The sequence below is a fragment of the Achromobacter sp. CF-sbj1-Ac2-l genome (assembly GCF_052698165.1).
The window spans coordinates 2,855,000-2,880,084 of the sequence record NZ_CP199855.1 but is presented as its reverse complement, the minus strand read 5'-3'; the positions used below and the strand labels follow the sequence as shown (position 1 = coordinate 2,880,084).

The window sequence follows — 25,085 nt, the reverse complement described above, 5'->3', positions numbered from 1 at the left end:
CGGGTTCCCCGCGCGCCGCGGCCTCGCCGCGCCGCCGCTATCTTGGGCAGCCCGCGCCCACCCGCGTCGCGGGCAGCGGCGTATCGCCGCTGGTGTTCCCCGCGTGCTTGCGGATCCGGTCCGCCAGTTCGGCCGAGGGCGTCTCATAGCCATAGCAATACGGCGGCGTCGGCGCGGCCTCGGGGCGGTAGTCCTGCAGCACGGGTTTCGCGTCTCCCAGATACAGGTTGTCCTTCAGGCGCAGGAACGCCTTGAAGTCGCGCGTATAGCCGTGCACCGCCTTCAGGTCCTGGTAGGCGCCCTCGTCCGACGCCCCGTTGTCCAGCGCGCTGCGCTTGGCGGCGGTGGGGATGTAGCGGCAGTAATTCACCTTCACCCCTTCCACCGTCGGGAAGAACTCGGGCTCCACGCATTGGCGCTTCGCATCGTTGTTGAAGATATTGCCCTCGACCAGCGCCTTGGCCTCCAGGCTGAAGCTCATGCCGTAGAAATCCCAGTTCTCCAGCAGGTTGTTGAACAGGTGGAACGTGCCGAACTGGCCCCGGGGATTGCGCTGCACGGTGTTGAAGAAATAATTGTGGTGCAGTGTCACGCGCGCGATGGAATCCCGGTCGTAGTTCGCGAACAGGTTCTTCGAGGTGATGTTGTTGAGCAGCATGACCTTGTTCGAGTTGTGGAACTTGGTCCACGAAATCGTGACGTCGGTGGAGCCGTTCTTCACGTTCAGCAGCCGGTCGGACATGCGCGACAGGTCCATGTGGTCCACCCACACGTCGCGGCTGTCGTTGGCGATGTTCACGGCCTGCGTCAGCCGGTTCAGGCGGCCATCGATGGTCAGGTGCGTGAGGATGACGTTCCTGCTGCCATACACACCCAGTCCGTCGTCGATCAGTGCCACGTGCCTGCCACGGCCGTCGATCGTGGTGTTGGACGGCACCCGCAACTGCGACTCCAGCACGATCGTCATGTCCGAGGCGAAGCGGATCCAGGTCGGCCCCTTCTTGGCCTGCGCCAGCGCCGCGCGCAGCGTGCCCGGTCCGGCGTCCTGGTCGGAGGTGACCTCGATGAACTTGCCGCCCAGCCCGCCCGTGGCCCGGGCGCCATAACCCTCGCGCTGCTGCAGCAGTTCGGAAACGAAGGGGCAGCGCTCGTCCGGACTGGCGCAGGATTCACTGGCGGCGGCCGCGCCGCCATACAGCATGCCCAGCGCGGGCAGCCAGGCCAACGCGCGCAGCAACCGGCGACGGACCGGACCGGCGCGCCTGCGGCGCGGCGCCTGCTCCGCCGCCGCTTGCCTTGAATTCGTTGTCGCTCTCATGGACATTCACTCCCTAACGCTGCGCGGACCGATCCGCGGACTGCACGTGACGCCAGATGCCGCCGCTCAGGCGCAGGTTTTCCGGCGGACCGGCCACGTGCGCCCGCAGATGCTTGAAATAGGCCGCCTGCCAGCGCGCCGCATACGCATCGGCGTCCTCGCCCGGTTCCACGGCGGGCAGCATCTCCAGCGTGTAGGCCACCTTGCCGTTCTCCCAGCGCGGCGTGTAGAACACCGACGGCACGCCCTGGCGGTGCGCCAGGTGCGCCGCGAAGCTGGAATAGGTCACGGACTGCCCTTCGAAATCCACGCGTGGCGCGGCCGGGTTGGCGGCGCCGTCCACGGCCAGGCACAGCACGTTGCCCGAGGCCAGCGCGCGCATGCAGGCCTTGGCGACCTGCGCCTCGGTCTGGTCGGCGGTGGAGATCAGGGCGGCGGCATAGCTGCTCTGGGCGATGCTGGGCGCGGTCGCCAGCCAGCGCGAGGGAATGCCCAGCAGTTCCAGCGCCATCAGGCCGGCATACATGGGCCCCACGTGCGCCGTGGCCACCACCACGCCCCGGCCGGTGGCCAGCAGCGGCGCGAAGAAACGCTCGCCGGTATCCAGTTCGCCCAGCACCTGCATGGCTTCCTCGACGCTGTCCTCGCGGCACTCGAGCCAGTCGAACAGCAGGTGATCCACCAGATGGCCCCAGCGCGCGCGCCGCTCCCATTGCGCACGGTCGGCCGAGGCGTCGTCGCGCAGCGACCAGGCCCAGTCCAGGCGGGCTTGCGGGATCGGGGCGGTATCCAGTTTGTGTTCCAACTGGTCCAGGGCTTCCTGGAAGGTCGCCGGCAGCGCCTGCCCGCGTTGCGCCACGTATCGCTCGAACAGGGCCTCGGCCTCCTGCTTGCGCCCGGCCTGCGACAGCGCGCCGATGGCCCCGCGCTGCCAGAGTCGCTTTTCGGGCGACTTCTCGACCAGCCGCAGCATCTGGTCGGCCGCCTCTTCATACTGCAGCGTGTAGCGCAGCGCGCGCGCGTACAGGGCGCGGGTCTGCTCCAGGTCCGGCGCCAGTTCCACGGCCTGGCGAAGCGGCGCCACGGCCTCCTTGTAGCGGCCGGCGCGCAGCAGGGTCTCTCCATGCAGCGTCAACAACCGCACGTCGGCCGGCGCCGCGCTCAAGCCCGCCTCGAAGTGCGCCGGGGCATGCAGCTTGCGGTCCTCGTCGGTGGCGCGCCGCAAGTGCGCCAGGCCCAGCGATGCGCGCAGCGCCGGGGCGTCGTGCCCTGCGTCCAGCGCGCCGTTGCCCAGCTCGATCGCCGCCTCGACCCGGTCGTCGTCCAGCAAGGCGCGCACAGCCACCGTCGCCACGCGCGCGTTCGGCAGATCGGCCGCCTGCAAGGTCATGGCAATGGCAGCCGCATCGGCCGAATCGTCGTTGCGCGCATGGGCCAGCATCCACCAATGCGCCTCGCCCGGATTGGCGCGCGCCACGGCAGCGGTCTGGCGCGCAACCTCGGCAGCCTGCGGAATGCGTCCGGCCTGCACGCGCAGTTGTATCCGCGCGGCCTGCAATGCCGCGTCCTGGGGCGCGATCGCGGCGGCGGCATCGGCCTGGGCGATGGCCCGGTCCCACTGCTCGGTGCGGCCCAGCAGGCTGGCGAGCAGGCGGCGGTCGTCGGTGCGCGTCGGATAGGCCTCGACCAGCCGCTCCAGCGCGGCGATCGCCGGCTCGAGCCGGCCCACCTTCACGAACGGCGACACCAGCAGGCGGCGCGCGTCGCGCCAGCCCTCCTCCACCCGCGCCAGCGCCGGTCCGAGCCCGGCCATCGCCTGCAACGGATCATCCGCCTCCAGGATCTGCTTGATGACGGCGCGCAGGCGGCTGACGCCATCGCTCGGAGCGGCCTGGGCGGCGGTCGGCGCCAGGGCGCCGGGGCGTTCTATCGTGGTATCAACCATGGCGCAATCCTCTCAGCAATGCCATCGCCGCGCGCAGCACGAACATGAGCACGAAGCCCAGCGCCAGCGCCTGCAGCAGCAACACCCCCGTGCGCGGGCTGCTGGGCCGGTCGGTGGAGACCGGTTGCGCGATGATGGACAGGTAACGCTGCAGGCGCAGGGCGTCCGTCACGGCCTGCTGGTAGGACTGCTGCGCCAGCGTCAGATTCGAATCGGCGAAGGCCTGCGTATTGCGCAGCGCCTCGTATGACTTGAGTTGTTTCGCTTCCGTGTTGCCCTCGCCGCTCAGGCGCTGGCGCACGGCGGCGAGCCGTTTCTTCAGGGCCACGACCTGCGTCTCGGCGGGCTTGAGCATGAAATGGTCCTTGTTGTTCAGCGCGCGGATCTTGTCCAGGTTGATCTGGGCGGTGCTCAGCTCCGCTTCCAACTGGCTCGACAGGTTCAGCAGCATGGCCACCGTCGCGGTCGGGTCGATGTTGCCGTGCGTGGTACGCCAGGTGGTCAGCGCTTCGCGGGCGCTCAGCGCCTTCTGCTCGGCCTGCCTGACCGATTCCTCGCTGACCCTGAGCTTGTCGGCCACGCCCTTTTCATTCATGGAGCTGACGAACTCTTCCGCCAGGCCGATCAGCGCCCTGGACAGGGTTTCGGCGTCCTCGGGCGAATACGCGCGCACGCGCAGCACGTCGATCTGCTCCAGCGCATTGAAGGAAACCTGCACCGAGGCCCGATAGGCGCGATACAGATCGTCCTCGCTCGAGTCCTCCGACAGATGGTTGGCCGGGTCCAGGCCCTTATTCAACAGGTATTGGCGCAGGCCGACCTTCTTGTCCAACTGCCGCATGCTGTCGCGCGACCTGAGGAAGTCGCTGACCGCCCAGCCGTCGACGAAGCCGCCGAGCATGCCGCCCGAGTTGCCGGTCGTGAGCAGGCTGGCCGCCATCGCGCCGCCGCCCTGCTGGCCGGAGCCCGACTGCACGAAGAAGCGCGATTCGGCTTCGTAGCGCGGCGTGGCGATGCAGAGCACGTAAACCAGCGCCAGGACCACCGGGGCGACGACGATGAGCGCGTTGATCCAGCGCCGGCGGCGTCGATCCTCCAACGCCGACTGCCGTTCGCGGCGCCGGCGCTCGATCTCGGAGCCGCTCTCAGAAGCCGAGCTGGCCCTCGTCGAATCCGCCGAAAACGTCGTCGCCTGTTCCGGATTCGCTTCGTGATCGTCGCGGGGGGAACTTCTGGATGCACTGGTCGAGGTCGTCTTCGATGCGGAGTGCGCTTCGTTCATAAATCAGGCCCTTCAGGCAATAGTCCGCCAATTGATTCTGGCGATAACTGGAAAGAATGAGCGTCCTGCCGACCAGCCGTTCTTCGAACAGCGCCAGCCAGAGACGGGTGAAACGGCAGGGCTCGAAGGGAATGGCCCCTTCGATCACGTAGACATCGAACGCCGGCGCCAGGGCCAGCGCGAACGAAAACTCCTGCCGCGCGAACAGCGGCCAATGCTCCATCGGCCGCGGCAGGCTCTTGGGGTCGGTAATCAGGTCGGCCACCAGTTCATAGGTGGCATCGGCGTCGAGCTCGTACATCTGGCTCACCAGCTCGATCATGTTCAGGCCGCTGGCCTTGCCACGGATGAAGCCCTGCCGGCCGATCGCCCACGACACGTTGCCGTCGTGCTGGACGAAGCCCTGGCGCGGCGGCCGCAGGCCGCACAGCAGGTCGATGATCTGGCGGTGCAGCTCCGGCGCCGGCGACAGCAAGGCATAGCGCCCGACGGGAATGTCGAGGCTGGCCTGGGCCAGCAACGCCTGCCGGTGGCCGAAGGCCAGGGGTTCATCCGTGACGCGATTGAGATGGATCATCGTCATTCCTCACATGGGCTGGATGTTGGGTCGGGCCAGCCGCTCGGCCGCCAGGGCGACCACCATCAGGAAAACCAGGCTGGTCAGGAAGTACCCCAGGCTCGCGTCCTGCGACGTATAGGAATCAAAGTAGGCCGAGCGCAGCAGTTGCATGCCATGCGAGAACGGCAGCCACAGCATCCAGGGCCGCAATTGTTCGGGCAACTGCTCCGAAACGAAAAAGACGCCCGAGAAAATCTGCAAGAAGCGTTCGATCACCGGCGCCAGCCGCAGGAAGAAGTGCCAGAACGTCGCGATCGCGCCGAACAGCAGGCCCATCGCCGCGGCGCAGCACGCCATCAGCACCACGTACAGCATGAAGCCCGGCCAGCTCTTGGGCAGCGTGATGAGATCGAGCGCATGGCCGGCGGTGATCAGGACCACGAACACCACCAGGTACACCGACACGTACAGCAGCGCCTGCACCATCGCGCACATCAAGGGCGACACGCCCTGGAAATTCAACAGGCCGCGCGCCGACACATACGCCGTGCTGCTGCGGAAGATGATCTGGCGGAACATGATCCAGGTCGTCGCGCCCAACAGCGAGAAGGTCTGCACGTCCATCCCCAGGATGTAGTGCGTGCCCATCAGGATGTAGAGCGACGAAATCAGCGTCAGCAGCACCACCGGGCCCACGAACGCCCACAACAGCGCGATCCGGCTTTCGCCATGCATCACATGCAACTGATAGACGAACAGCGCCAACAGCGTGCGTCCGCCTGGCCAGCCGCGGCCGGCGATATGCGGACGATGCCCGGCATGCAGGCCGCGCACCCGGTCCCGCAGGATCTCCAGGTCGCCGGCCTCGCCCGCCGGCAGCTCCATCTCCAGCGCGATATCGTTGCGCGAGGCACGGCGACGCGCCTCGCGCGCCTCGTCCTGCCTGCGCCGCTGCTCGCGCCGCTCCTGCGCCTGGGCCAGGCGCCGATCCTCCGCCACCAGCCGCGCGGGCATATAGCCCGGCGCGAACACCTCGACGCCGGCGCGGATGTCCTGCTCCAGCAGGCGCACGATGATGCGCAGGCGTCGCCGTGAAAAATCGGCCAGCGACTCATCGACCTCGGCGCGCGCGATCTCCGCGTCCAGCTCGGCCTGCACCGCCTCGTAGACCGCCCGCCGGGCGGCCACCGAGTCGTGCGGCTCGCCCTGCAGACGCGCCAGCAAGGGCTTGAACAGCACAGCCGGCTCCGCCTTGGCCTCGAACAGCGCGGCCGGGTCCAGGCGCCAGGCGGCGACGCCCGATCCCACCGCGTAGCTGCTGTCCTTTCTCCGCGAACGCCAACCCTTGATCCGATCCTCGTTGCTCATCGACACGCTACTGGCTGATGCCGTTGGAGGCGCCGGAGCCGGAGTCGGAGTCGATCGCCCGAGTGGCGCTGAAGCCGGCGCTCATGGTCACGCGGAACGCGGACAGCACCTTCTGCACCTGGGTGAACGGCGCGTCGGAGATATAGATCGCCTGGCCTTCCTTCACCGTGAATTCGCGGGCCAGCGCCACCTGTTCCGGACGCGTGAGATCGAACTGGTACACCACTGGCAACAGGTCCGGCTTGCCCTCGGCGCCTGCCTGCGCCGGCGTGAACAGAAACACCGAGCGCGGGTCGGCGGTCTGGTCGTCCAGCCCCTTGGCGTCGGCCAGCGCGTCCAGCACGCTGTAGTTACGCTTGCTGATGGCCACGCGGCCCTGGTTGCCGGCCGCGCCAAGCACGGTCAGGAACTCGCGCGATTCGTACGCGGTGATGACGTCGCCCGAGCGCAGCAGGATGTCGTTGTTCTGGTTGCGGTAAATGTCCGACAGGCGCACCGAGGCGACCTTGTTATCGCGACGCAGGCTGATGACGAGCTGCTCGGGATTGGTCTGCACCGGCGCCGCCTGCGCCAGCGCGCTGCTCAGGCGCTGGGACGTCTGCGTGATCGGGTACATGCCCGGCTTGGTCAGGTTGCCCTGCACGGTCACCATCTGCCCGCGCGCGTCGGTGGCGCGCGTCACGCTGACATCGGCGCCAGCCACCAGCCGGCTCAGCCGCGCCACGATGGCGTCATGCAGTTGACCCAGCGTCATGCCGCCCGCCTTGAATTTGCCGAGGATGGGAAAGGACACATAGCCATTGCGGTCCAGCTCCTGGTTGCCCAGGTCGCTCACCCCCGTCGGATCCGCCGCGAACACGCCCAGTCCGCCGCGTTCCCACACCTTCACGTTGATGCCATCGCCGGGCACCAGGGTGTCGAAGCCGGCCTCGGTCAGGTCGCGATAGCGAACGGGAAAATCGGACACCTCGGGCACCCGGCTCGCGCGCGCGAGTTCGCGCGACGCCGGCATCACGATGACGTCCTTGGCGTCGTGCGCGCCTGTCATCTCGCTCAACATGGGGCCCGAGCGCGGCAGTTGGCAGCCGCTGAGCATGAGTACGGTGATCAGCAGCAGGGCCGGCGCCGCAATGCGGCGCGGGCTCGCCGCCGGGACGTTCATTTGCATAACTTCCTTTATCTTCAGGACCAGGATGGGGCTGGCGGACGCTCAAGCCTGTTTGAGACGCATCGGGGGCAGTTCCATGCTCGCGTCGTTCTCCGACTCTGGCATGAGCGGCATGCACAGGCTCAGGAACTTGGCCAGCATCGCCTCCAGCGAAAACAGGGTCTGCGCCCGCTTGCGGCTTTGGGCTTTCAGGCTCTCGTCGGCGCGCACCCGATCGACGATCGAGGCGACTTTGTCGCAAGCCTCATGCAGGTCGGGATGCTCGACATCGCCCAGCAGGTGGCCCGTCTGGTCTTCCTCGAAGCACTCGCCCGCGCCGCCGGCCGGCGTCGAGACGACCGGCACCCCCAGCAACTGGGCTTCGATCAGCACGTTGGGCAGGCCTTCGTAGCGCGACAGCAGGACCTTGGCGTCCATTTGCGAATACCAGTAGCCCACGTGGTTCGACAGGCCGACGAGCAGCAGTCGATCCATCACGCGCAGTTCTTCCGCCAACGCCACGATGTTGTCGTGCAGCCGGCCATCGCCGACGATGACAAAGCGCGCACGCGGACGCTGTTTCAGGTACATGGCGGCCAGCTTGATCCAAAGCTGAGGGCGTTTGTCCGGCTCCAGGCGGAATACGCCGCCGATGGTTTCCGTGGCGTCGGCCGTGCTTTCCTGGAAGGCCCGCCACTTTTCCTGGTCGGCCTGCGCGGCGTCGGTGGTCAGGTCCGGCACGCCGTTGTACAGCACATGGAAGCGCACGATGGGGATGCCGAGCCACTCGGCATAGGCTTCGGCGGCCTTGCGGCTGTTGCTGACGAAATGCACGCCGGGCACCTGGGCCAGGGCCTGGTACAGCTCCGGGTACTCTTCGCGGAAGCGGTCCTTGCGGATGTTCGGCGGCAAGCCACGGAACACCAGGTGAATGGTTGGAGCGCCGGCCAGCAGCGCCGCCAGGGCGCCGAACAGGCAGGTGCCGTCCTGCCACAGGCTCACCACGTCGAACGTGCTGGCGCGCAGCACGGGCGCCAGCCGCGTCACGCCGTAGTGGACCGGCGGCGGCAACTGCTCCAGCAGGCGGCCCAGGCTGCCATCCGGCACCGACTGGTGAGCCACCGAGATCGCCGGCAACTTGTTGATTTCCGTGACCGGAATCCGCGCCTTGACCAGCACGGACAGGAAGAAGTCCAGTCCCTGCTTCTTGGTGGAACCGGCCGGCTCGGTGTGCTGCTTGACCAGCACTTCGACCTTTTCCGGCTTCATCGGCGCGTCGGCCGCTCCGGCATCGGGCGCGTCCGCCATGCGGGCCAGCTCTCCGGCCAGCCGCGTCAATTGGCGCTCGGCGCCGCCCGGGCCCAGGCTGCCGGTCACCAGGGCGACCGAAACCGGCTTCTCCGGAGAATATTCCGGGATCTGCCGATGACGGAAATGCAGGATGGCGTGCTTCATCGACACGATCCTGATGTCCTTTCCCGCCAGCGCGCTTTCGGGCTCCAGGCGCTGGTAGAAGGCGTAGTCGCTGGCCAGGCCGTTGGCCAGTTCCGCCGCCTTGCTGCCAGGCGCAAGGTGCCTGGCCACGGGCGCGATGACCTCGAACGCGTCCGCCAGCAGGCCGCGCTTGCGCAGGCGCTTGGCGAACTCGACGCGGATGTTGCGATCCGTATGCTGCAGGATCAGCCGGCGAAACAGCTCGTCCGACTGCGCGTGCGCGCGGATGTCGCTCAACAGCTTGGCGCGGGCGAACAGCCTGGAGGGATTGTCCGTGGATTCCGGCAGGTGCCGCTCGACCAGGGCCAGCGCCTCATCGACATGGCGCTCCTTGACCAGGCGGGTCGCCCGGTAGCGCACGATCTCCAGGTCATCGGGGCATTCGCGCAGCAGCGTGGCCCACTGTTCGGACATGCCCTCGTTCAGGCCCGCCGCCTCTTTCAACCTGAGCAGCAGGAAGCGGACCTTGGGGTCGGCCAGGTGGCCGCGCGCCAACGTCTGCGCGTCGGCCAGGTTCGCCTGCGCGACCTGGACCCGCACCGATGCCGCGACGATTTCCTCCAGCCGCGCCTGGACCTGCTGGAGCTCGGACGAGGCGGCTTCCTCGCGTTCGGTAATCAGCGGCGGATTCATGCGGCCTTCCTGCGGTTGGCCTTGTCGATCCACACCTGGCAGCGCTCGATGTAGTGATCGTACTGGGCAGGGTTGTCGGAACGCTCCTGAAGCGCGCGCCAGTAAGGCAGGGCCTGTTCGAAGCGGTGCAGGCGCATGGCGCCGACCGCGGCCAGACGCAGGCCGATGGGATCGTCGGGCACCAGTTGCAGGATGCGCTCGCCCAAGGCCAGGCGCTCGGTGGTGCTGGACGACTCCAGCGCGCGCGCTTCCGCGTACAGCACGGCCAGGATGCGCCGCTTCTCGTGGTCGACCTCCGGCATCCCGGGCCACGATTGCGCCACACGATCCAACAGGTCCCAGGCGGCCTTGGGATCGCCGGCCGCCAGGATTTCACGGGCGCCGCGAATGGCGCGCGGTCCGAGCCGTCCGAGCTGGCGCTCGGCCTCGTCCTTGGCGCTCTGGTCCGCCGAGGCATGCGCCAGGACCATCTTGTAGGCGTCGATGGCCTCGCCGAACCAGCCGCCGTTGAACGCCACCCGTGCGAAATGCAATTGCGTGCTGAACGGCGCGGATTCGTTTGCCGCGGCCTGCTCCAGGTGCCGCATGGCGGTCTGTTTGTCGCCCAGCGCGTCGGCCGCGCGTCCACGCATGGCGTGCAACTCGGGGAACTCGACCTGGGTATCGAGCGCGATGTCGGTCAGGTCGATCACTTCCTTGTGGTTGCCCGCCACCAGCGCGGCCCGCACGCCCAGGCGCATGGCGCGTTCAAAGGCGCGCTGCGCGCGCACGCCGGCCAGGGCGTCCGGATTGAGCAGGCGGTGCGCGCAGATGCGCTCGGCGGCATCGCGCAGCCGGCCTTCCTCCAGCGCCTGGGTGCCCTCCTCGGCCCACGCCGCGGACTGCGTGCGCAGCCAGCCGGAAATGTCTTCCTGTTCGCTGTCGGCCAGTTTGCACGACACGGCCAGCGCGGCCGCGGCCATGATGCAACCGCGCCAGGTCGCTTCCTTGACCAGTTCCAGCGCTTCCACGTCCTTGAGCGCGGGCGATTCAAAGGCCAGCGCGCGCAGGCCGGCGCGGTCTCCGGCGATCAGCCGGTCGCGCCACAGCATCGCGAAACTACGGCCATGCGACGGGATGGCGGCGCGCACTTCATGGACCCAGCGCAGGACGGCGTCCATATCGCTGCCCGCCTGCAGCAGCGACAGCACGGTGTCGGCCGCCTCTGTGGCGGTGGGATCCTGGGGCGAGGAGATGCGGAACAATTGCTTCCAGTTGCCCAGCGCCTCGTCCACGAACCCCAGGTGGCCGGCGGAGATCGCCGCGATGCGCACGATTTCCGGCGTTTCGATCTCGTCGCCCAGCAGGCCGGCGGCGAGCGAGTGCGCAAGCTCGTGGCGTCCCAGCTTGAAATGGTTGCGCATCAGGATCTGCTCGGCCTTGCTGCCGGTGGCCAGCGCGCCATCGGCGCCGTCCAGCAATGCCAGCGAGCCTTCGTAATCGCCCAGCTCTTCCTGGATGCGCGCGAACAGCAGCGTGTGGTCGGGCAGGCCTGGATGCCGGCGCAGCACGTCGCGCAGCCGGCGCGAGGCCTCGCGCAGTTCGCCGGCGTCCCAGAGCTTCTCGATGCGCTCGACGCTTTCCTCGGCGCCCAGCTTGGGCACGGCGGACTGCGGCGTGGAGGCGCTCATGCGCGGGCGCACGAAGGTCTTGAACCATTCGGTGTACAGGCGTTCGGCAAACAGCGGGGTGTAGTGCGTCAGGTCCAGCCCGCCGTCCTCCAGCGCGTCCGCCTGGCCGATCTTGTTCATCAGCGGGGTTGGGTCGTAGCAAGGCACGCCGATGTGCTGGGCGCTGGCGGTCACGGCCGCGATCAACTGCGCCCGCTGCTCGATCGGCACATTGTCGGGCGTCATGGCGTTGACGTGCGTGACGAACACCACCTTGTCGCGGCCCAGCAGATCGACCAGCGCCTGCATCTGCTGCGCGATCTCGTCATCCGTCTGTTCACGCTTGACGATGCGCGCGAGCAGGTCGCGGTTGTCCGCCGACAGGCTCTTGAAGACCGGATCCTGGTCCAGCCACGCGCGGCGCTCGGCCAGCCGCTCGTCGCTGGCCTGGGACCAGAACGTGCGGGTCCGCGCGCGGTCGGCGAAGAACTCGCTGAAGTAGCGCACCAGGTAGTTGGACTGGATGGGATAGCCGTCGACGGTCAGCAGCTTGCGCGAGGACAGTTCGACCATGTACAGGTCGGCCGGCTTGTGCACGCCGCGCCGGGCCTGCTCGCCGTTGGACGGACGGAAGATCACGCGCTGCACGTCGGCGGGAATCTCGGCCTGGCCAAACATGAAGCGGGCTTGCTGCAGCGCCTCGGCGCTGGTGTGCACGAAACCGTAGTTGCGACCAAGCTGCTGCTTGATCGGATAGCGACCCACGGCATCACGCAACGGCGTGTGGATGCGGCAGGTTCCAATCGGGGCAATGGTAAAGGCGGTCATTCCGGGCCTCTCCTGTGTTTGATGGGTTGCGGGCCTGGACTCAGAGCGTCCAGTACAAGAGGCCGGACGGCAGCCGGCGGCTGTCCAGCACGGACTTCAGGTCGCAGACCATGCCGTCGGCCTTGACCAGTTGCGGCAGGTCTTCCCAGAGGGTGTCCATGGTTTCGCGGTGCGGCACCGCCAGGATCAGCACATCCATGTCGCGGAACTCCTCTCGATTGACCAGGCTGATGCCGTACTCATGCCGCATCTGCTCGACGTCGACCATCGGGTCGCAGGCCACCGGCGTGATGCCGTACTCGCCAAGCGCGCGGTACAGGTCGACGACCTTCGAATTGCGGATGTCGGGCACGTTTTCCTTGAACGTCATGCCCAGGATGCCGACCCGGGTCGCGGCATTCAGGCGGCCATTGCGGGCCAGGGTCTGCACCACTCGCGAGGCCACGTGGCTGGCCATGCCGTCGTTGATACGACGGCCCGACAGGATGACTTCGGGGTGGTAGCCCAGTTCCTGCGCCTTGGACGTCAGGTAGTAGGGGTCGACGCCGATGCAGTGGCCGCCGACCAGCCCGGGCGTGAACTTGAGGAAATTCCACTTGGTGCCGGCGGCCGCCAGCACTTCGGCGGTGCGGATGCCGACCAGATCGCAGATCTTGGACATCTCGTTCATCAGGGCGATGTTGATGTCGCGCTGCGTGTTTTCCAGCACCTTGGCGGCTTCCGCCACCTTGATCGAGGAAGCGCGGTGCACGCCCGCATCGATAATCTGTTCGTAGACGCCGGCGATGATCTCCAGCGATTCCTCGTCCTGGCCGGACACGATCTTGACGATCTTCTCCAACGGGTGCTCGCGGTCGCCCGGATTGATCCGCTCGGGGCTGTAGCCGAGCTTGAAATCGACGCCGCAGCGCAGGCCCGAGGCCTTTTCCAGCTCCGGTCCGCAGATTTCCTCGGTCGCCCCGGGGTGCACCGTGGATTCGAAAACCACGATGCATCCGGGCCGCAGCACGGGGCCGATCGAGCGGCAGGCCCGCACCAGCAGCGAAAAATCGGGATTATTCTTTTCATCGACCGGCGTCGGCACGGCGACAACGAAGAAATCGCAGCCTTCCAGTTCGCTCACCTGGTCGGTGAACTGCATGGGGGACGCCAGCAATGCCTCACGCTCGATCTCGCCGGTCCAGTCCTCTCCCTGTTTCAGGCTCGTGATCCGCCGCTTGTCCACATCAAAGCCGACGACATCAAAGCGCCTGGAAAATGCCACGGCCACGGGCAGGCCGACATATCCAAGGCCGCATACTGCGATTCTCTTTACCACGGGGGACCTCACTGTTTTCGTCGTGTCGAATACATCAAAAAATCGACACCCAGGAACCAAATAACCCATGCGAAATCGAATCGCATATTGGCGGCTGGGTGGACGTCACATTCAAATTTGATTACAACTCGATACCCGGTCATACCGGTGGGCAGCGAGCCAACGAATCGTAGGCTGCGGCGGCAGCAAATTTTTTTCTAAAAGTTTTCGATGCTATGGAAATAAGTCGCCGCGGTCGTAATAAACGTGGGGAAATCCCTGAAATAATCTCTTTTTCCATACATATGGAAATAAATGAGACCTTTTGTCTTGTAAGAATATATTTAAAGTCGTTTTCTTATCTTGGTTTAATCAAACTGCAAGCAATGAGTATTCTCCGTGGGTATCTTTGGACGCCCCCAAGGGAAAATGTCGTTATTGCAACTTCAGGTCACTGATCGCGTCCGAAATAACCGGGGATATCGTGCTAGGGGTAAATCGGCACCCCCTATTCGCCATTGACCGCGCACCCCGTGTCATGGCATACGCGCGCGGCGCCAAAATGCCGTCGCACCCTGGCCGCGCAAATCTGTCCTGATATTGAAATGACTTCCACCCATGACAGGCCGGTGGATTACACATTTCAACAAGTGCGCCCCCTCTCGGGGCGCGCCTGGCGCGCCCCGAGAGGCCGGGATTAGAAGCGGAGCTTCAGGCTCACCCCGCCCTGCGTGTCGCGATAGCCCTGGCTACCATGGCGCTGCATCAGGTTCGCCGAGATGCTCACCCGCTCGTTCAGCTCGCCCTGCACGCCCGCAGACATCTCGACCACGTGCTTGCTCCCCTGGATCAAGACCCGGGTGTCGTCCACGCTGACGCCGTAGGGCCTGGGCGTGTGCACCCAGTTAACCTCCAGGAAGGTCTCGAACCCGCCCGCTTTTGCCGGGTCCGGCGACGCCTGCCGGCTGGTCATGGAGAATCGCGCGCCCAGACGGGTCTGCAGTTTGTCGCCCCCCACGCCCTTCACCGTCGTCCCGGTACGTTCCGTGTGCTCGCCGGCTTTCACCCCCGACCAGATGACTTGCGCCTGCGGCCGGACTGCATATCGGTTCTCCCTACCACCTCGGGTCGCATAGGCGCCCGTCTCCAGCACATAGCCCACTTCCACGGACCCGGTGATGCCTTGGCTCTTGTATTTCTCCGCGGCCAGACCCTCGCCCTTGACCGTATTGTCGAATCGGTTGTAGAGCGCCCAACTGTCCACATACAGGCCGCTGCGGGCCGACGCGTCCTGATACCAGGTCCCATACAGGCCCAAGCCATAGCCCACCACATCACCGCGGGATTGGTACCCTGACAGGCGGTTGCGAGTCTTGCTGCGGTGACTGCCGTAGCCAGCCATGACGCCCAACTGCCAAGCGTCTCGGCCGCCGAAAGCGCCCCCCGCGAACGATCCCCCCAGTTGGAGCATGCTCCGGTCCGCCGAGTACCGATTCTGCCCGTCCGACAGACTCCCGCGGCTGCGTCCGGAGGCCATTCTGGCCCAGCCGTGGCCGTGGGCGCCCGTAACGGGATCGACGGATTCCGCGCTCTGGCGGTCGCTCAGGCTCATATCGAACAGCGTACCCGCCGCGGCCATATTGGCGGCGTAGCTGCCCATTTCCGGGCGGTGGACACGAACCCTTCCAACGCCGACTCCCCCGCTCGCGTGATCGTCGCCCGGCTCAATGACGGGCTTGTCCGCCGGCGGTATCGCGGGCATATCGGCAGGCGGCACCCCAGGCGCCTCAACGGGCGGGACTTCCGGCTTGTCAGTGGGCGGCACCGACGGCGTCTCAACGGGCGGAACGTCCGGCTTGTCAGTCGGCGGTACCTCCGGCGCATCAACGGGCGGAACCTCCGGCTTGTCAGCAGGCAGCACCACGGGCGCATCAACGGACGGAACCTCCGGCTTGTCAGCGGGCGGCAACGACGGCGCCTCAGCGGGCGGAGCCTCCGGCTTGTCAGCAGGCGGCACCGGCGGGGCATCAACGGGCGGAACCTCCGGCTTGTCAGCAGGCGGCACCCCGGGCGCATCGACGGGCGGAACCTCCGGTTTATCAGCAGGCGGCACCACGGGCGCATCAACGGACGGAACCTCCGGCTTGTCAGTGGGCGGCACCACGGGCGCGTCAACGGACGGAGCCTCCGGCTTGTCAGTTGGCGGTACCTCCGGCGCATCAACGGGCGGAACCTCCGGCTTGTCAGCAGGCAGCACCACGGGCGCATCAACGGACGGAACCTCCGGCTTGTCAGCAGGCGGCAACGACGGCGCCTCAGCGGGCGGAGCCTCCGGCTTGTCAGCAGGCGGCACCGGCGGCGCATCAACGGGCGGAACCTCCGGCTTGTCAGCAGGCGGCACCGGCGGCGTCTCAACGGGCGGAACCTCCGGTTTATCAGCAGGCGGCACCACGGGCGCGTCAACGGACGGAACCTCCGGCTTGTCAGTGGGCGGCACCGACGGCGTCTCAACGGGCGGAACCTCCGGTTTATCAGCAGGCGGCACCACGGGCGCGTCAACGGACGGAACCTCCGGCTTGTCAGCAGGCGGCAACGACGGCGCCTCAGCGGGCGGAGCCTCCGGCTTGTCAGTCGGCGGTACCTCTGGCGCATCAACGGGCGGAACCTCCGGCTTATCAGCAGGCGGCACCGGCGGCGCATCAACGGACGGAACCTCCGGCTTGTCGGCAGGCGGGACCGGCGGCGCATCAACGGACGGAACCTCCGGCTTGTCGGCAGGCGGGACCTCCGGCTTGTCAGCGGGCGGCACCGACGGCGTCTCAGCAGGCGGAGCCTCCGGCTTGTCAGTGGGCGGTACCACTGGCGCATCAACGGGCGGAACCTCCGGCTTGTCGGCAGGCGGGACCTCCGGCTTGTCAGCGGGCGGCACCGACGGCGTCTCAGCAGGCGGAGCCTCCGGCTTGTCAGTGGGCGGTACCACTGGCGCATCAACGGGCGGAACCTCCGGCTTGTCGGCAGGCGGGACCTCCGGCTTGTCAGCGGGCGGCACCGACGGCGTCTCAGCAGGCGGAGCCTCCGGCTTGTCAGTGGGCGGTACCACTGGCGCATCAACGGGCGGAACCTCCGGCTTGTCGGCAGGCGGCACCGACGGCGCCTCAACGGGCGGAACCTCCGGCTTGTCGGCAGGCGGCACCGACGGCGTCTCAACGGGCGGAGCCTCCGGCTGGTCAGTCGGCGGTACCACGGGCGCATCAACGGGCGGAGCCTCCGGTTTGTCAGTCGGCGGCACCACTGGCGCATCAACGGACGGGACCTCCGGCTTGTCAGCAGGCGGCACCGGCGGCGCATCAACGGACGGAACCTCCGGCTTGTCAGCGGGCGGCACCGACGGCGTCTCAACGGGCGGAGCCTCCGGCTTGTCAGTCGGCGGCACCACCGGCCCATCAACAGGCGGGACCTCCGGTTTGTCAACAGGCGGAACCGACGGCTTCTCCGCAGGCGGCACCACTGGCGCATCGACAGGCGGGACTGCCGGCTCGTCGACGGGCGGCGCCTCAGGCTCGTCGGCAGGCGGCTCGCTTGGTTTTTCCGGCGGCGCGATGAAACTCGTCAGATACCAGTTGTTCTCGTTCTTCCCCGAAGCCGACCCCTTTTGCAGATGGTAGTCATAGGCGCCGGCGGCGATGCGGCCTCTTTGTACGAAGGCGTCCGCCGTGGAAGTCCCGGTCCGAATAAGTTCGATCCCCTCGATCGTCTGCGCGCCGGCCCCTCCCTCGTTGGTCACCACGACATAAGTCGTGCCGCTCGCAGCGCCACTGATCCGCAGTTGGTCCGTCTTGCTGGCGTCGCCGCCGAGCACCGTGCCGAAAGACACGGTGCCACCGTCTCCGACCCAGTCTCCGTCCTGTACGTAGACCTGGCCGGCGCAGTCGGCGCAAGTGTTCAGCATCAGCATGCCGCCGTGGCGCATGTTTCCGACCACCTGGATGCCGCCCCCGGCCGCGGGCGCGCCCTGGTCGTTGAACAGGATGATGCCGCGGTTGTCCAACTGGCGAATCGCCTGGTAGCCGGGTCCCCCCAGGTTGAGGATGGCGCCAGGCGCCACGGTCAGACCGGAGGACTGCGCGAATGCGTTCGCCACGCCGATCTTGAGCGTTCCCGCCTCGATGCGGGTCTCACCCTTATGGGTCGAGCCGTAGCGCAAAGTGAGGGTGTTGTTGCCGCGCTTGATCACGTCACCCGTGCCTGAGATCGCATTCGAGAAGGTCACCGCATCGCTGCGATCAAAGGCCAGGACGGCGTTGTTCACGATGGCGCCTCCCACCGACCCGCTCACCCTTCCGTCGCCAAGCTGCAGAACGCCTGCATTGATGACGGTGTTACCGGTATACGTGTTATCGCCGGACAGGATCAGGGTGCCGGCGCCATTCTTTTGAACCCCCACGCCGCCCCCCTTGATCACGCCCGCGTACTGCGACGCATCGCTGCGGTCAAACACCATGCTGCCCAGGCCCGTGAAAGTGACATCGCTGGCCAGGGAGCCGCTTGTACCGCCATCACCGATGCGCAGCGTGCCGCCTTCCACGGTGGTCAGTCCGGTGTAGGTGTTATCGCCCGCCAGCGTCAGGACATTGGGCCCCTTCTTCGTGACAACCCCCGCGCCCGAGATCACACCCGCGTAGGTTGCCGCGTTGGCACGATTGAAAACCAACGTGCCCCGGTTGGCGATATCGCCTGTGATCGAGCCGGTGTTGCCGCCCGCGCCCAACGCCAGCGTGCCGGCGACGATCGTGGTGTCGCCGCTGTAGATGTGATCGCCGGTCAGCGTCAGCATGCCGGCCCCTTGTTTGGTCAGGCTGGCGCCGTCCCAATGCGCGGACGGTTTCACATCCATCAACGACACGTCCACGGTATCCTGCTCGCCGGCGGCCAGGGTGAAGGTGCCATGCTCCAGCCCGTTGTCGGCCAGCCAGCTCAGGCCGTAACTGGCCAGGTAGCGTTTTTGGTCCTCGGATTTTCGGGTGACCACCGTCAGATAGTCGACCTTCTTCTGGAATCCGTCCGACCTGACGCGTGCAAAGTCGCCTTCGATGCCATCCGCCGCGCTGAACAGCACCTTGGTCTGGTTGGGCTTGTGCACGAAGCCGGACAGATCGAGCGAGACGTTATCGCCGATACGCACCTTGGAGGCCGTCAGATTGCCGAACGGCGCGCCGCTTTTCAGCGGGTCCAACATGGACAGCGTCGCCCCATTTTCGAGAACCACGGCGCCGGACAAGGCGACGGTCGCGGGCGCGTGCACCGACAACGTGGCGCCATCGGCCACATCGATCCCGCCGGCGAGCGTACTGACGGCCGCCGTGCCATTGCCGAACCGCAAAGTGCCAGCCCGGATCGCCGTATCGCCACTGTAGCTATTGCCGCCACCAAGCACCTGCACGCCGGCGCCGGTCTGGATCACCGTGCCCGTGCCCGAAATATCGCCCGTGTTTAGCGCTTCGCTGCCGTGGTCGAACACCAACGCGCCATTGTTGACGATGTTTCCGCGCACCGACCCGCCGCCGCCGCCGTCGCCAAGCTGCAGCGCGCCGGCGTTGATGACGGTGCCGCCGGTATAGGTATTGTCTCCCGACAGGACGAGCGTGCCGGCGCCGTTCTTTGCGACGCCGACAGCGCCGGAGACGACGCCCCCATACCGCGAGGCATCGCTGCGGTCGAACACCAGCGAGCCTGAGGCATTCTGGAAGGCGATGTCGCCCGCCAGGGCGCCGCTCGCGCCGCCGTCGCCCACCCGCAACGAGCCGGCTTCGATGGTGGTGCGGCCGGTGTAGGTGTTATCACCGGTCAAGGTCAGGGTGTTGCTGCCTTTCTTGGTGACCGTTCCAGCGCCTGAAATCTCGCCCGAATAAGTCACGGCATCGCCGCGATTGAAGACCAGCGCGCCCTGGTTGACGACATCGCCCGTCACCGAACCCGTGGCCCCGCCAGCGCCCAGCGCCAGCGTCCCGGCCGCGATCGTGGTGGCGCCGGTGTAGGTGTTGTCGCCGGTCAGGACCAGCGTTCCCCCTCCCTGCTTGGTCAGGCTGCTGCCGTCCCAACCCGTGGCGGTATTGGCGTCGGCGTTCGTGAGCGCGTCTTCAATGGTCTGCGCAAGTCCGGTGGCGATGGTGAACAGGCCGTCCGCCTGGCCATTGCCAAGCAGCCAGGTCAGGTCATAGTCCGCCAGGTACTGCTTGCCGTCGTCGGATTTGCGGGTGGTCAGCGTCAGGTAATCGACCGGCCTTTCGAATCCGTCCGTGGCGACACGCGAGAACTCTCCCTCGATGGCCTCGTCGGCGCTGAACAACAGCACGTCGCGCTGGATCTTGTGGGCGATGCCGGACAGCGCCAAGGTGACATCGTCGCCGATCGACACCTTGCTGGCCGCCAGGCCGGGGCCGGACGCGATGCCCTTCATGGCATCCTGCAGGGCCAGCGTGGACCCTTGCCGCAAGGCCACCTGGTCCGAAACACGGACGCTGGCCGGCACCTGGATCGCGAGACTGGCGCCGTCAGCCACGGCCACCCGGCCACCCAGCGTGTTGGCGGCGATTGCGCCACCGGCGAACTTCAAGGTGCCGGCATTGATGGCGGTCGAGCCGCCATAGGTATTGCTTGCGCCCAGCGTCAGGGTGTTGGCGCCCTGCTTGATGAGCTCGCCATTGCCGGAAATCCTGCCCGCGTACGTGACCGCATTGCCGCGGTCAAAGATCAGCGTGGCGTTGTTGACGATATTGCCCGCAACCGAACCGCCCGCGCCGCCATCGCCCAACTGCAGCACGCCGGCGTTGATGAGGGTGTCTCCGGTATAGGTGTTCGCCGCCGTCAGCAACAGGCGGCCGCCGCCGTCCTGGGTGACGCTGCCGCCACCTGAAACCACGCCCGTGTATTGCACATCGTCGCTGCGGTCGAAAACCAGCGCGCCGCTGTTGGAAATGTTCCCCACCACCGAGCCCGCGGTGCCGCCCTTGCCGATGCGTAGCGTGCCACCGTAGATCGATGTGCCGCCGGTATAGCTGTTGTCACCGGTCAGCGTCAGCGTACCGCCGCCCCCGCCGTAGAGATTGCCCTGTGCAACACTCCCTGCCCCGGAAATCACCCCACCGTATTCCAACGCATCGGAGCGCTGAAAGCCCACCGAGCCGGATTGAATGTGGATGTCTCCAGCCAGGGAACCGGTCGTGCCACGGTTGCCGATATAGAGCCTTCCGTTGTCGAGGGTAGTAAGACCGCTGTAGGAATTTTCGCCGACAAACGTGACAGCGCTGCTCGTCACCTTGACGCCGCCGGAGCCGGAGATCACGTCGTTGTACTGACCACTGACGGCGCGGAATTCCAGTGTGCCGTGGTCGATGATGTCCCCGGCCAGCATCGCCAGCGTGTATCCTCCATATCCGGAAGAGCCAACCTTCAGCGTGCCGCCCTCGATCGTGGTGACGCCGGCATAGCCCCGGCCATCGGCCCAGAGCGACAAGGTATTGGTCCCTTTCTTGGTGATCGTGCCCGCCCCTGCGATGGTGCCCATGAAAACCGCGACATCATCGCTATGATCGAAGACCAGCGCGGCGCCATCCTCGATGGACATGTTTCCCGTGACGACGCCCGCCGTGCCGCCGTCGCCGATGCGCAGCGTGCCCGCGCGCACCACGGTGCCGCCCCGGTAGCTGTTCTCGCCAGTCAGGGTCAGCGTCCCGAGCCCCTGCTTGGTCAGGCTGGCGCCATTCCAGCGCTTGTCCGGATCGGTACTGGCCGCCACATCCTTGAGCGCCTCACTGACCGTGTCGTCGGTATCGAGCGTGAAGGTGCCGTGCGACATGGAGGGGTGCGCATACCAGCTCAAGCCGTACCCGGCCAGGAAGCTGCTGCCCGATTTCCTGACGGTCAGCTTGCGATAGTCCGCCTCGGGCACGTACGCCTCGCCCAACACAACATGGGCAAAGTCGCCCCCGATGCCGCCAGCCGAACGGAACAACTCGACTTCAGCGGCAGGCCTGTCGACGAAGTTGGGCAGATGCAGGGTGGCGTCGGCGCCGATGTTCAGCGTGCCCATCGTCAGCCCCGGCGAAGACGAGGTGATTTGCATCGTGTCCCGCAGCAGCAGCGTCGAGCCCGCCCCGATCATCACGTTGCCGCCGACCCGTAGCGTCGCCGACGGGTCCCTGGCCAATGTCGCGCCCGGCGCGACCGTGATCCCGCCGCTCAACACATTGAGGGACGTGTCGGCGCCGGGCGCCCCGAATTGCAGGGTGCCGGCATCGACGCGGGTATCGCCGGAATAGATATTGGTGCCGGTCAGGATCAGCGTCCCGGCGCCGGCCTGCGTCAGGCTGCCTGTGCCGGACAGCCTGCCGCCATAGGTCAGGCTGTCGCCGCGGTTGAAGACGAGCGCGGCGTTGTTGGCGACATTGGCTTGCAGGGAGCCGGTGGCGCCGCCATCGCCAATCCGCAGCGTGCCGGCATTGATGGTGGTGCGCCCGGTGTAAAGGTGGTCGCCGGTCAGCGTCATCGTGCCGGCGCCGTTCTTGGCCACCGAACCCGAGCCCGAAATCTGCCCGGCGTACGCGGCCGCCTCGGCGCCATGGTCGAACACCAGCAAGCCCTCGTTGACGATGTCCCCCTGCACGCTGCCGGTGGCGCCGCCCTTGCCCAACTGCAACGTGCCTTCCAGGACGCGCGTGCCCGCGTCGTAAAGATTGTCGGCGCTGAGAACCAAGGTGCCGCCGCCGGCCTTGGTCAGGCGCCGGCCATCCCAGTCGGGATTGACCTGCGCCGTATTGTTCGAGAGCGCGCCCGTCACCTCGAAGGTCTTGCCATCGGCCACGTGGAACGTGCCGCTGGCCGCCGCATCCAACCCGTCCCAGCGCAAGGAGTACTGCATGTTGCGCCCGTCGGTGTTGAGGTAGCCGTACTCCGGAGCGGCCGAGCCGTTCACCAGCACCTCGCCGGCGCGCCATGCCCCCGTGATGCCACCGGTGGTGGTGATCAGCCTCACCGGGTGCTGATCCCACCCCGTCAGGCCGGCGGATACCGTGGCGCCCTCATCGAACGAAACCGCGCGCGCGCTCAGGCTGCTGCCCGGCTCGAAGGCCAAGGCGCCGGCCCCCAGCGCGGCGTCGCCGCTGAACGTCAATCCCTTGCCGGCCAGGGTAAGGCGGGTATGCGCGGCCGCCGTCAACGTGCCGCTCACCAGGGAATCGACATTGTTGACAATGCGCAAGGCAGTGAGATGATCCGCATCCGCGCCCGCGGACAGTTTCACGCCGCCGGCCATCCTGGCCCCGCGTTCGAGCGTCAGGGTATTGGCGCCGCCAGTCAGGACCAGCGCGCCATCGCCCGCATCGATGCTGCCGCGATTGGTGTTGGTGAAGGTCAGGTCGCTGCCGCGCAGGTCGGCGCCCGCCGTCCGGATGACGCCGCGATTCGTGAGCGTCGCGCCGGCGGCGAGCGTCTGCGAATGGCCGTCCAGGTTCCACTCCGCGTCGGCCCACACGGACAGCGCCGTGCTGTAGGCCATGGCGTCCGCCACCGCGGTATAGAGCGTGCCGGCGGTGATGGCGGTGGCGCCGGTGTAGGTGTTCTGGTTGCTCAATGTCAGGGCGCCGGTGCCGGCCTGCGTCACCGTGCCCGCGCCCGAAATCACGCCCGCGTAGGTCGCCGCGTCGCTACGCTCAAAGACCAGCTCGCCCTGATTGACGATGTTTCCCGCCACGGCGCCCGTCGCGCCGTTGTTGCCCACGCGCAGCGTGCCCGCCTCCACCACGGTATCGCCGCTGTAGGTGTTGTCGCCGCTCAGGATCAGCGTGCCCGGCCCCTGCTTGGTCAGGCTGTTGCCGTCCCAGTCATCGGTGGCCTCCACCTTGCTCAGCGCCGCGCCCACGGTAAACGCCTCGTCGTCACCGATCAGGAACGTGCCATGCGCCTTGGGCGGCGTGTCGAACCAGGCCAGCCGCCAGCTCCCCAGGAAATGCTCGCCGTCGTCGGACTTGCGGGTACGCAGGGTCAGATAGTCCGAGATCCATTGGGTCGGGTCGGCGGCGTCGTGCGCCGCCTTTTTCCCGCCGATGGCGACATGGGCGAAATCGCCTTCGATCTTTCCGCCCGTCGCGCTGAACAGCAACGCGTCCGTCGCGCTGCCCTGCCCGACCCCGGACAGGTTAAAGCCGACATCCGTACCGATGCTGACGGTTCTGGCCTGCATGCTTGCCGGCGATTCGCCCGACGGCGCGCTCGCCGACGTGATGGACAACATCGCGCCATCGCCCAACCTGACGCTGCCGTCCACTGTCATCGGATTGCCGGCGAATCCGGCATCGGCGCCCGCGCCGACGATGACGTCGCCCTTTACCCGGGCCGAGCTACCGCCTCGGTTGAGGATCGACAAGCGCGGCGCGCCCAGCGTCTTGTCGTCATGCGACAGCACGATATTGCCGTCGATGCTCGAGCCCGCTTCGAGCGTGAGGGAATTCTCGCCCCCCGTCAGGGAGATGGCGGCGCCGTCCCGGCCTGACTTAGCGATTCCCGTGCCAGCCCCGCCCGCGCCCTTTTCGATGTCGCCGCTATTGATGATGGTGAGGTTGCTGCCACTGATAGCGGTGCCGCCATCCCCCCCGGCAGCGCCACGCCCGGCAAGGGAAACCCTTCCACCCGCGCCCCCTGCTCCGCCCAATATCTGGGCGCCGCCAGCGTTGATGATTCGCAGGCCGTCACCCTGGATTCCATTCCCGCCCAAGCCGCCTGGAGCCGCGGAACTATAGGGTTGCCCCCAGCTGTAATAGTCCCCCATCCCTGAAGAACCCGAACCGCCCTGAATGACCAGACGGTTCGTGATGTTCAGGCGGCTTCCGCTGATTGCGCTTCCCGCCGAGGCAGCGGCGGTGACGTTCCATCCTGACCGAGCACTATCACCGCCGGAGCCGCCCAGAAGAATGCCCGCATTGGAAACGCTGAACCCCGCCCCCCGAATCGCGCTGCCTCCTGTCGTATACACCCCGCTCCCCTTGCCCCCCGTGACCACCGTGCGTCCATCGACGGACACCCGGTTCGCCTCGACATCGGCCCCGTCAGGGCTGCTGATCACATAGGCGGAGCTGCCCGTCGCGCCCAGCCCGTCCACCTCTTCCAGTGAATACGGATCCTCCTGGGCGGGCAGGCTGACGGTCTGCACGCCGGTCGCGGCGATCGCGGTGGAAAAGGAGCCAGAGACCATCAGGCCGGCGCAGAGCGCCGCGGTCGTCCGGTTCAGGCGAAACGGAACACGTGGCGCGGACGGCGTGCCGGCGGAATCTTTTTTCAAGGCCGCGCATGTCGCGAACGGCTCGGGCCAATGGGATATGGTCATGGTTGCCTACACAGGCGTCGAGCGTCATCGACGACGCTCGACGCACCTCCTCCGGAAATGAACGAACATGCGCATTGCCTGAGGGCAGACGCGATGAAAATTCTAGGTAGGCAAACAGGAGGAAAACCGGAGGCGGGCAGCAGTCACTTATACGTCGGCGGACCAGCCCGACATATCATCGATCCGGT

General features: G+C 66.8%; 10 protein-coding genes. All 10 read right to left on the bottom strand.

Features of this window, described 5'->3' with window-relative positions; genetic code table 11:
• Positions 1-37: 37 nt before the first annotated feature.
• Positions 38-1,201 carry a pectate lyase family protein gene (locus ACUDCK_RS13110; protein ID WP_054502870.1) on the bottom strand — a complete coding sequence of 388 codons (1,164 nt, stop codon included), beginning with the start codon at positions 1,199-1,201 and terminating at the stop codon, positions 38-40.
• Between the two features lie 130 nt (positions 1,202-1,331).
• The gene (locus tag ACUDCK_RS13105; RefSeq protein WP_244976934.1) at positions 1,332-3,263 is read right to left on the bottom strand and encodes a Vi polysaccharide transport protein VexE; all 1,932 of its coding nucleotides are present in this window, start codon (positions 3,261-3,263) and stop codon (positions 1,332-1,334) included.
• On the bottom strand, positions 3,256-4,287 hold the full coding sequence (locus tag ACUDCK_RS13100; RefSeq protein ID WP_054502871.1) for a hypothetical protein: 1,032 nt from the start codon (positions 4,285-4,287) through the stop codon (positions 3,256-3,258). The genes ACUDCK_RS13105 and ACUDCK_RS13100 overlap by 8 nt, the downstream gene beginning before the upstream one ends.
• A gap of 121 nt (positions 4,288-4,408) precedes the next feature.
• Positions 4,409-5,122, bottom strand: coding sequence for an ATPase (locus ACUDCK_RS13095; protein ID WP_054502606.1), 714 nt, complete (start codon positions 5,120-5,122; stop codon positions 4,409-4,411).
• A gap of 9 nt (positions 5,123-5,131) precedes the next feature.
• Positions 5,132-6,472, bottom strand: coding sequence for an ABC transporter permease (locus ACUDCK_RS13090; RefSeq protein ID WP_175167871.1), 1,341 nt, complete (start codon positions 6,470-6,472; stop codon positions 5,132-5,134).
• A 7-nt stretch (positions 6,473-6,479) separates the two neighbouring features.
• Positions 6,480-7,640: a polysaccharide biosynthesis/export family protein gene (locus tag ACUDCK_RS13085; protein WP_054502608.1), complete on the bottom strand. Its 1,161-nt coding sequence runs from the start codon at positions 7,638-7,640 to the stop codon at positions 6,480-6,482.
• 42 nt (positions 7,641-7,682) lie between these two features.
• On the bottom strand, positions 7,683-9,746 hold the full coding sequence (locus ACUDCK_RS13080) for a glycosyltransferase (protein WP_054502609.1): 2,064 nt from the start codon (positions 9,744-9,746) through the stop codon (positions 7,683-7,685).
• On the bottom strand, positions 9,743-12,223 hold the full coding sequence (locus ACUDCK_RS13075) for a hypothetical protein (RefSeq protein WP_064526642.1): 2,481 nt from the start codon (positions 12,221-12,223) through the stop codon (positions 9,743-9,745). Before ACUDCK_RS13075 ends, ACUDCK_RS13080 begins: the two co-directional genes overlap by 4 nt.
• Before the next feature lie 40 nt (positions 12,224-12,263).
• A complete protein-coding gene (locus tag ACUDCK_RS13070) occupies positions 12,264-13,493 on the bottom strand; it encodes a nucleotide sugar dehydrogenase (protein ID WP_231133006.1) in 1,230 nt (409 codons plus the stop codon).
• A gap of 724 nt (positions 13,494-14,217) precedes the next feature.
• The gene (locus ACUDCK_RS13065; protein ID WP_445659316.1) at positions 14,218-24,897 is read right to left on the bottom strand and encodes an autotransporter-associated beta strand repeat-containing protein; all 10,680 of its coding nucleotides are present in this window, start codon (positions 24,895-24,897) and stop codon (positions 14,218-14,220) included.
• Positions 24,898-25,085: the final 188 nt, after the last annotated feature.

What these genes read in the sequence shown, in the direction of transcription:
- ACUDCK_RS13080 (WP_054502609.1), bottom strand. Translation starts at nt 9,746, where the DNA reads ATGAATCCGCCGCTGATTACCGAACGCGAGGAAGCCGCCTCGTCCGAG.
- ACUDCK_RS13110 (WP_054502870.1), bottom strand. Translation starts at nt 1,201, where the DNA reads ATGCTGTATGGCGGCGCGGCCGCCGCCAGTGAATCCTGCGCCAGTCCG.
- ACUDCK_RS13095 (WP_054502606.1), bottom strand. Translation starts at nt 5,122, where the DNA reads ATGATCCATCTCAATCGCGTCACGGATGAACCCCTGGCCTTCGGCCAC.
- ACUDCK_RS13075 (WP_064526642.1), bottom strand. Translation starts at nt 12,223, where the DNA reads ATGACCGCCTTTACCATTGCCCCGATTGGAACCTGCCGCATCCACACG.
- ACUDCK_RS13090 (WP_175167871.1), bottom strand. Translation starts at nt 6,472, where the DNA reads ATGAGCAACGAGGATCGGATCAAGGGTTGGCGTTCGCGGAGAAAGGAC.
- ACUDCK_RS13085 (WP_054502608.1), bottom strand. Translation starts at nt 7,640, where the DNA reads ATGCAAATGAACGTCCCGGCGGCGAGCCCGCGCCGCATTGCGGCGCCG.
- ACUDCK_RS13065 (WP_445659316.1), bottom strand. Translation starts at nt 24,897, where the DNA reads ATGACCATATCCCATTGGCCCGAGCCGTTCGCGACATGCGCGGCCTTG.
- ACUDCK_RS13105 (WP_244976934.1), bottom strand. Translation starts at nt 3,263, where the DNA reads ATGGTTGATACCACGATAGAACGCCCCGGCGCCCTGGCGCCGACCGCC.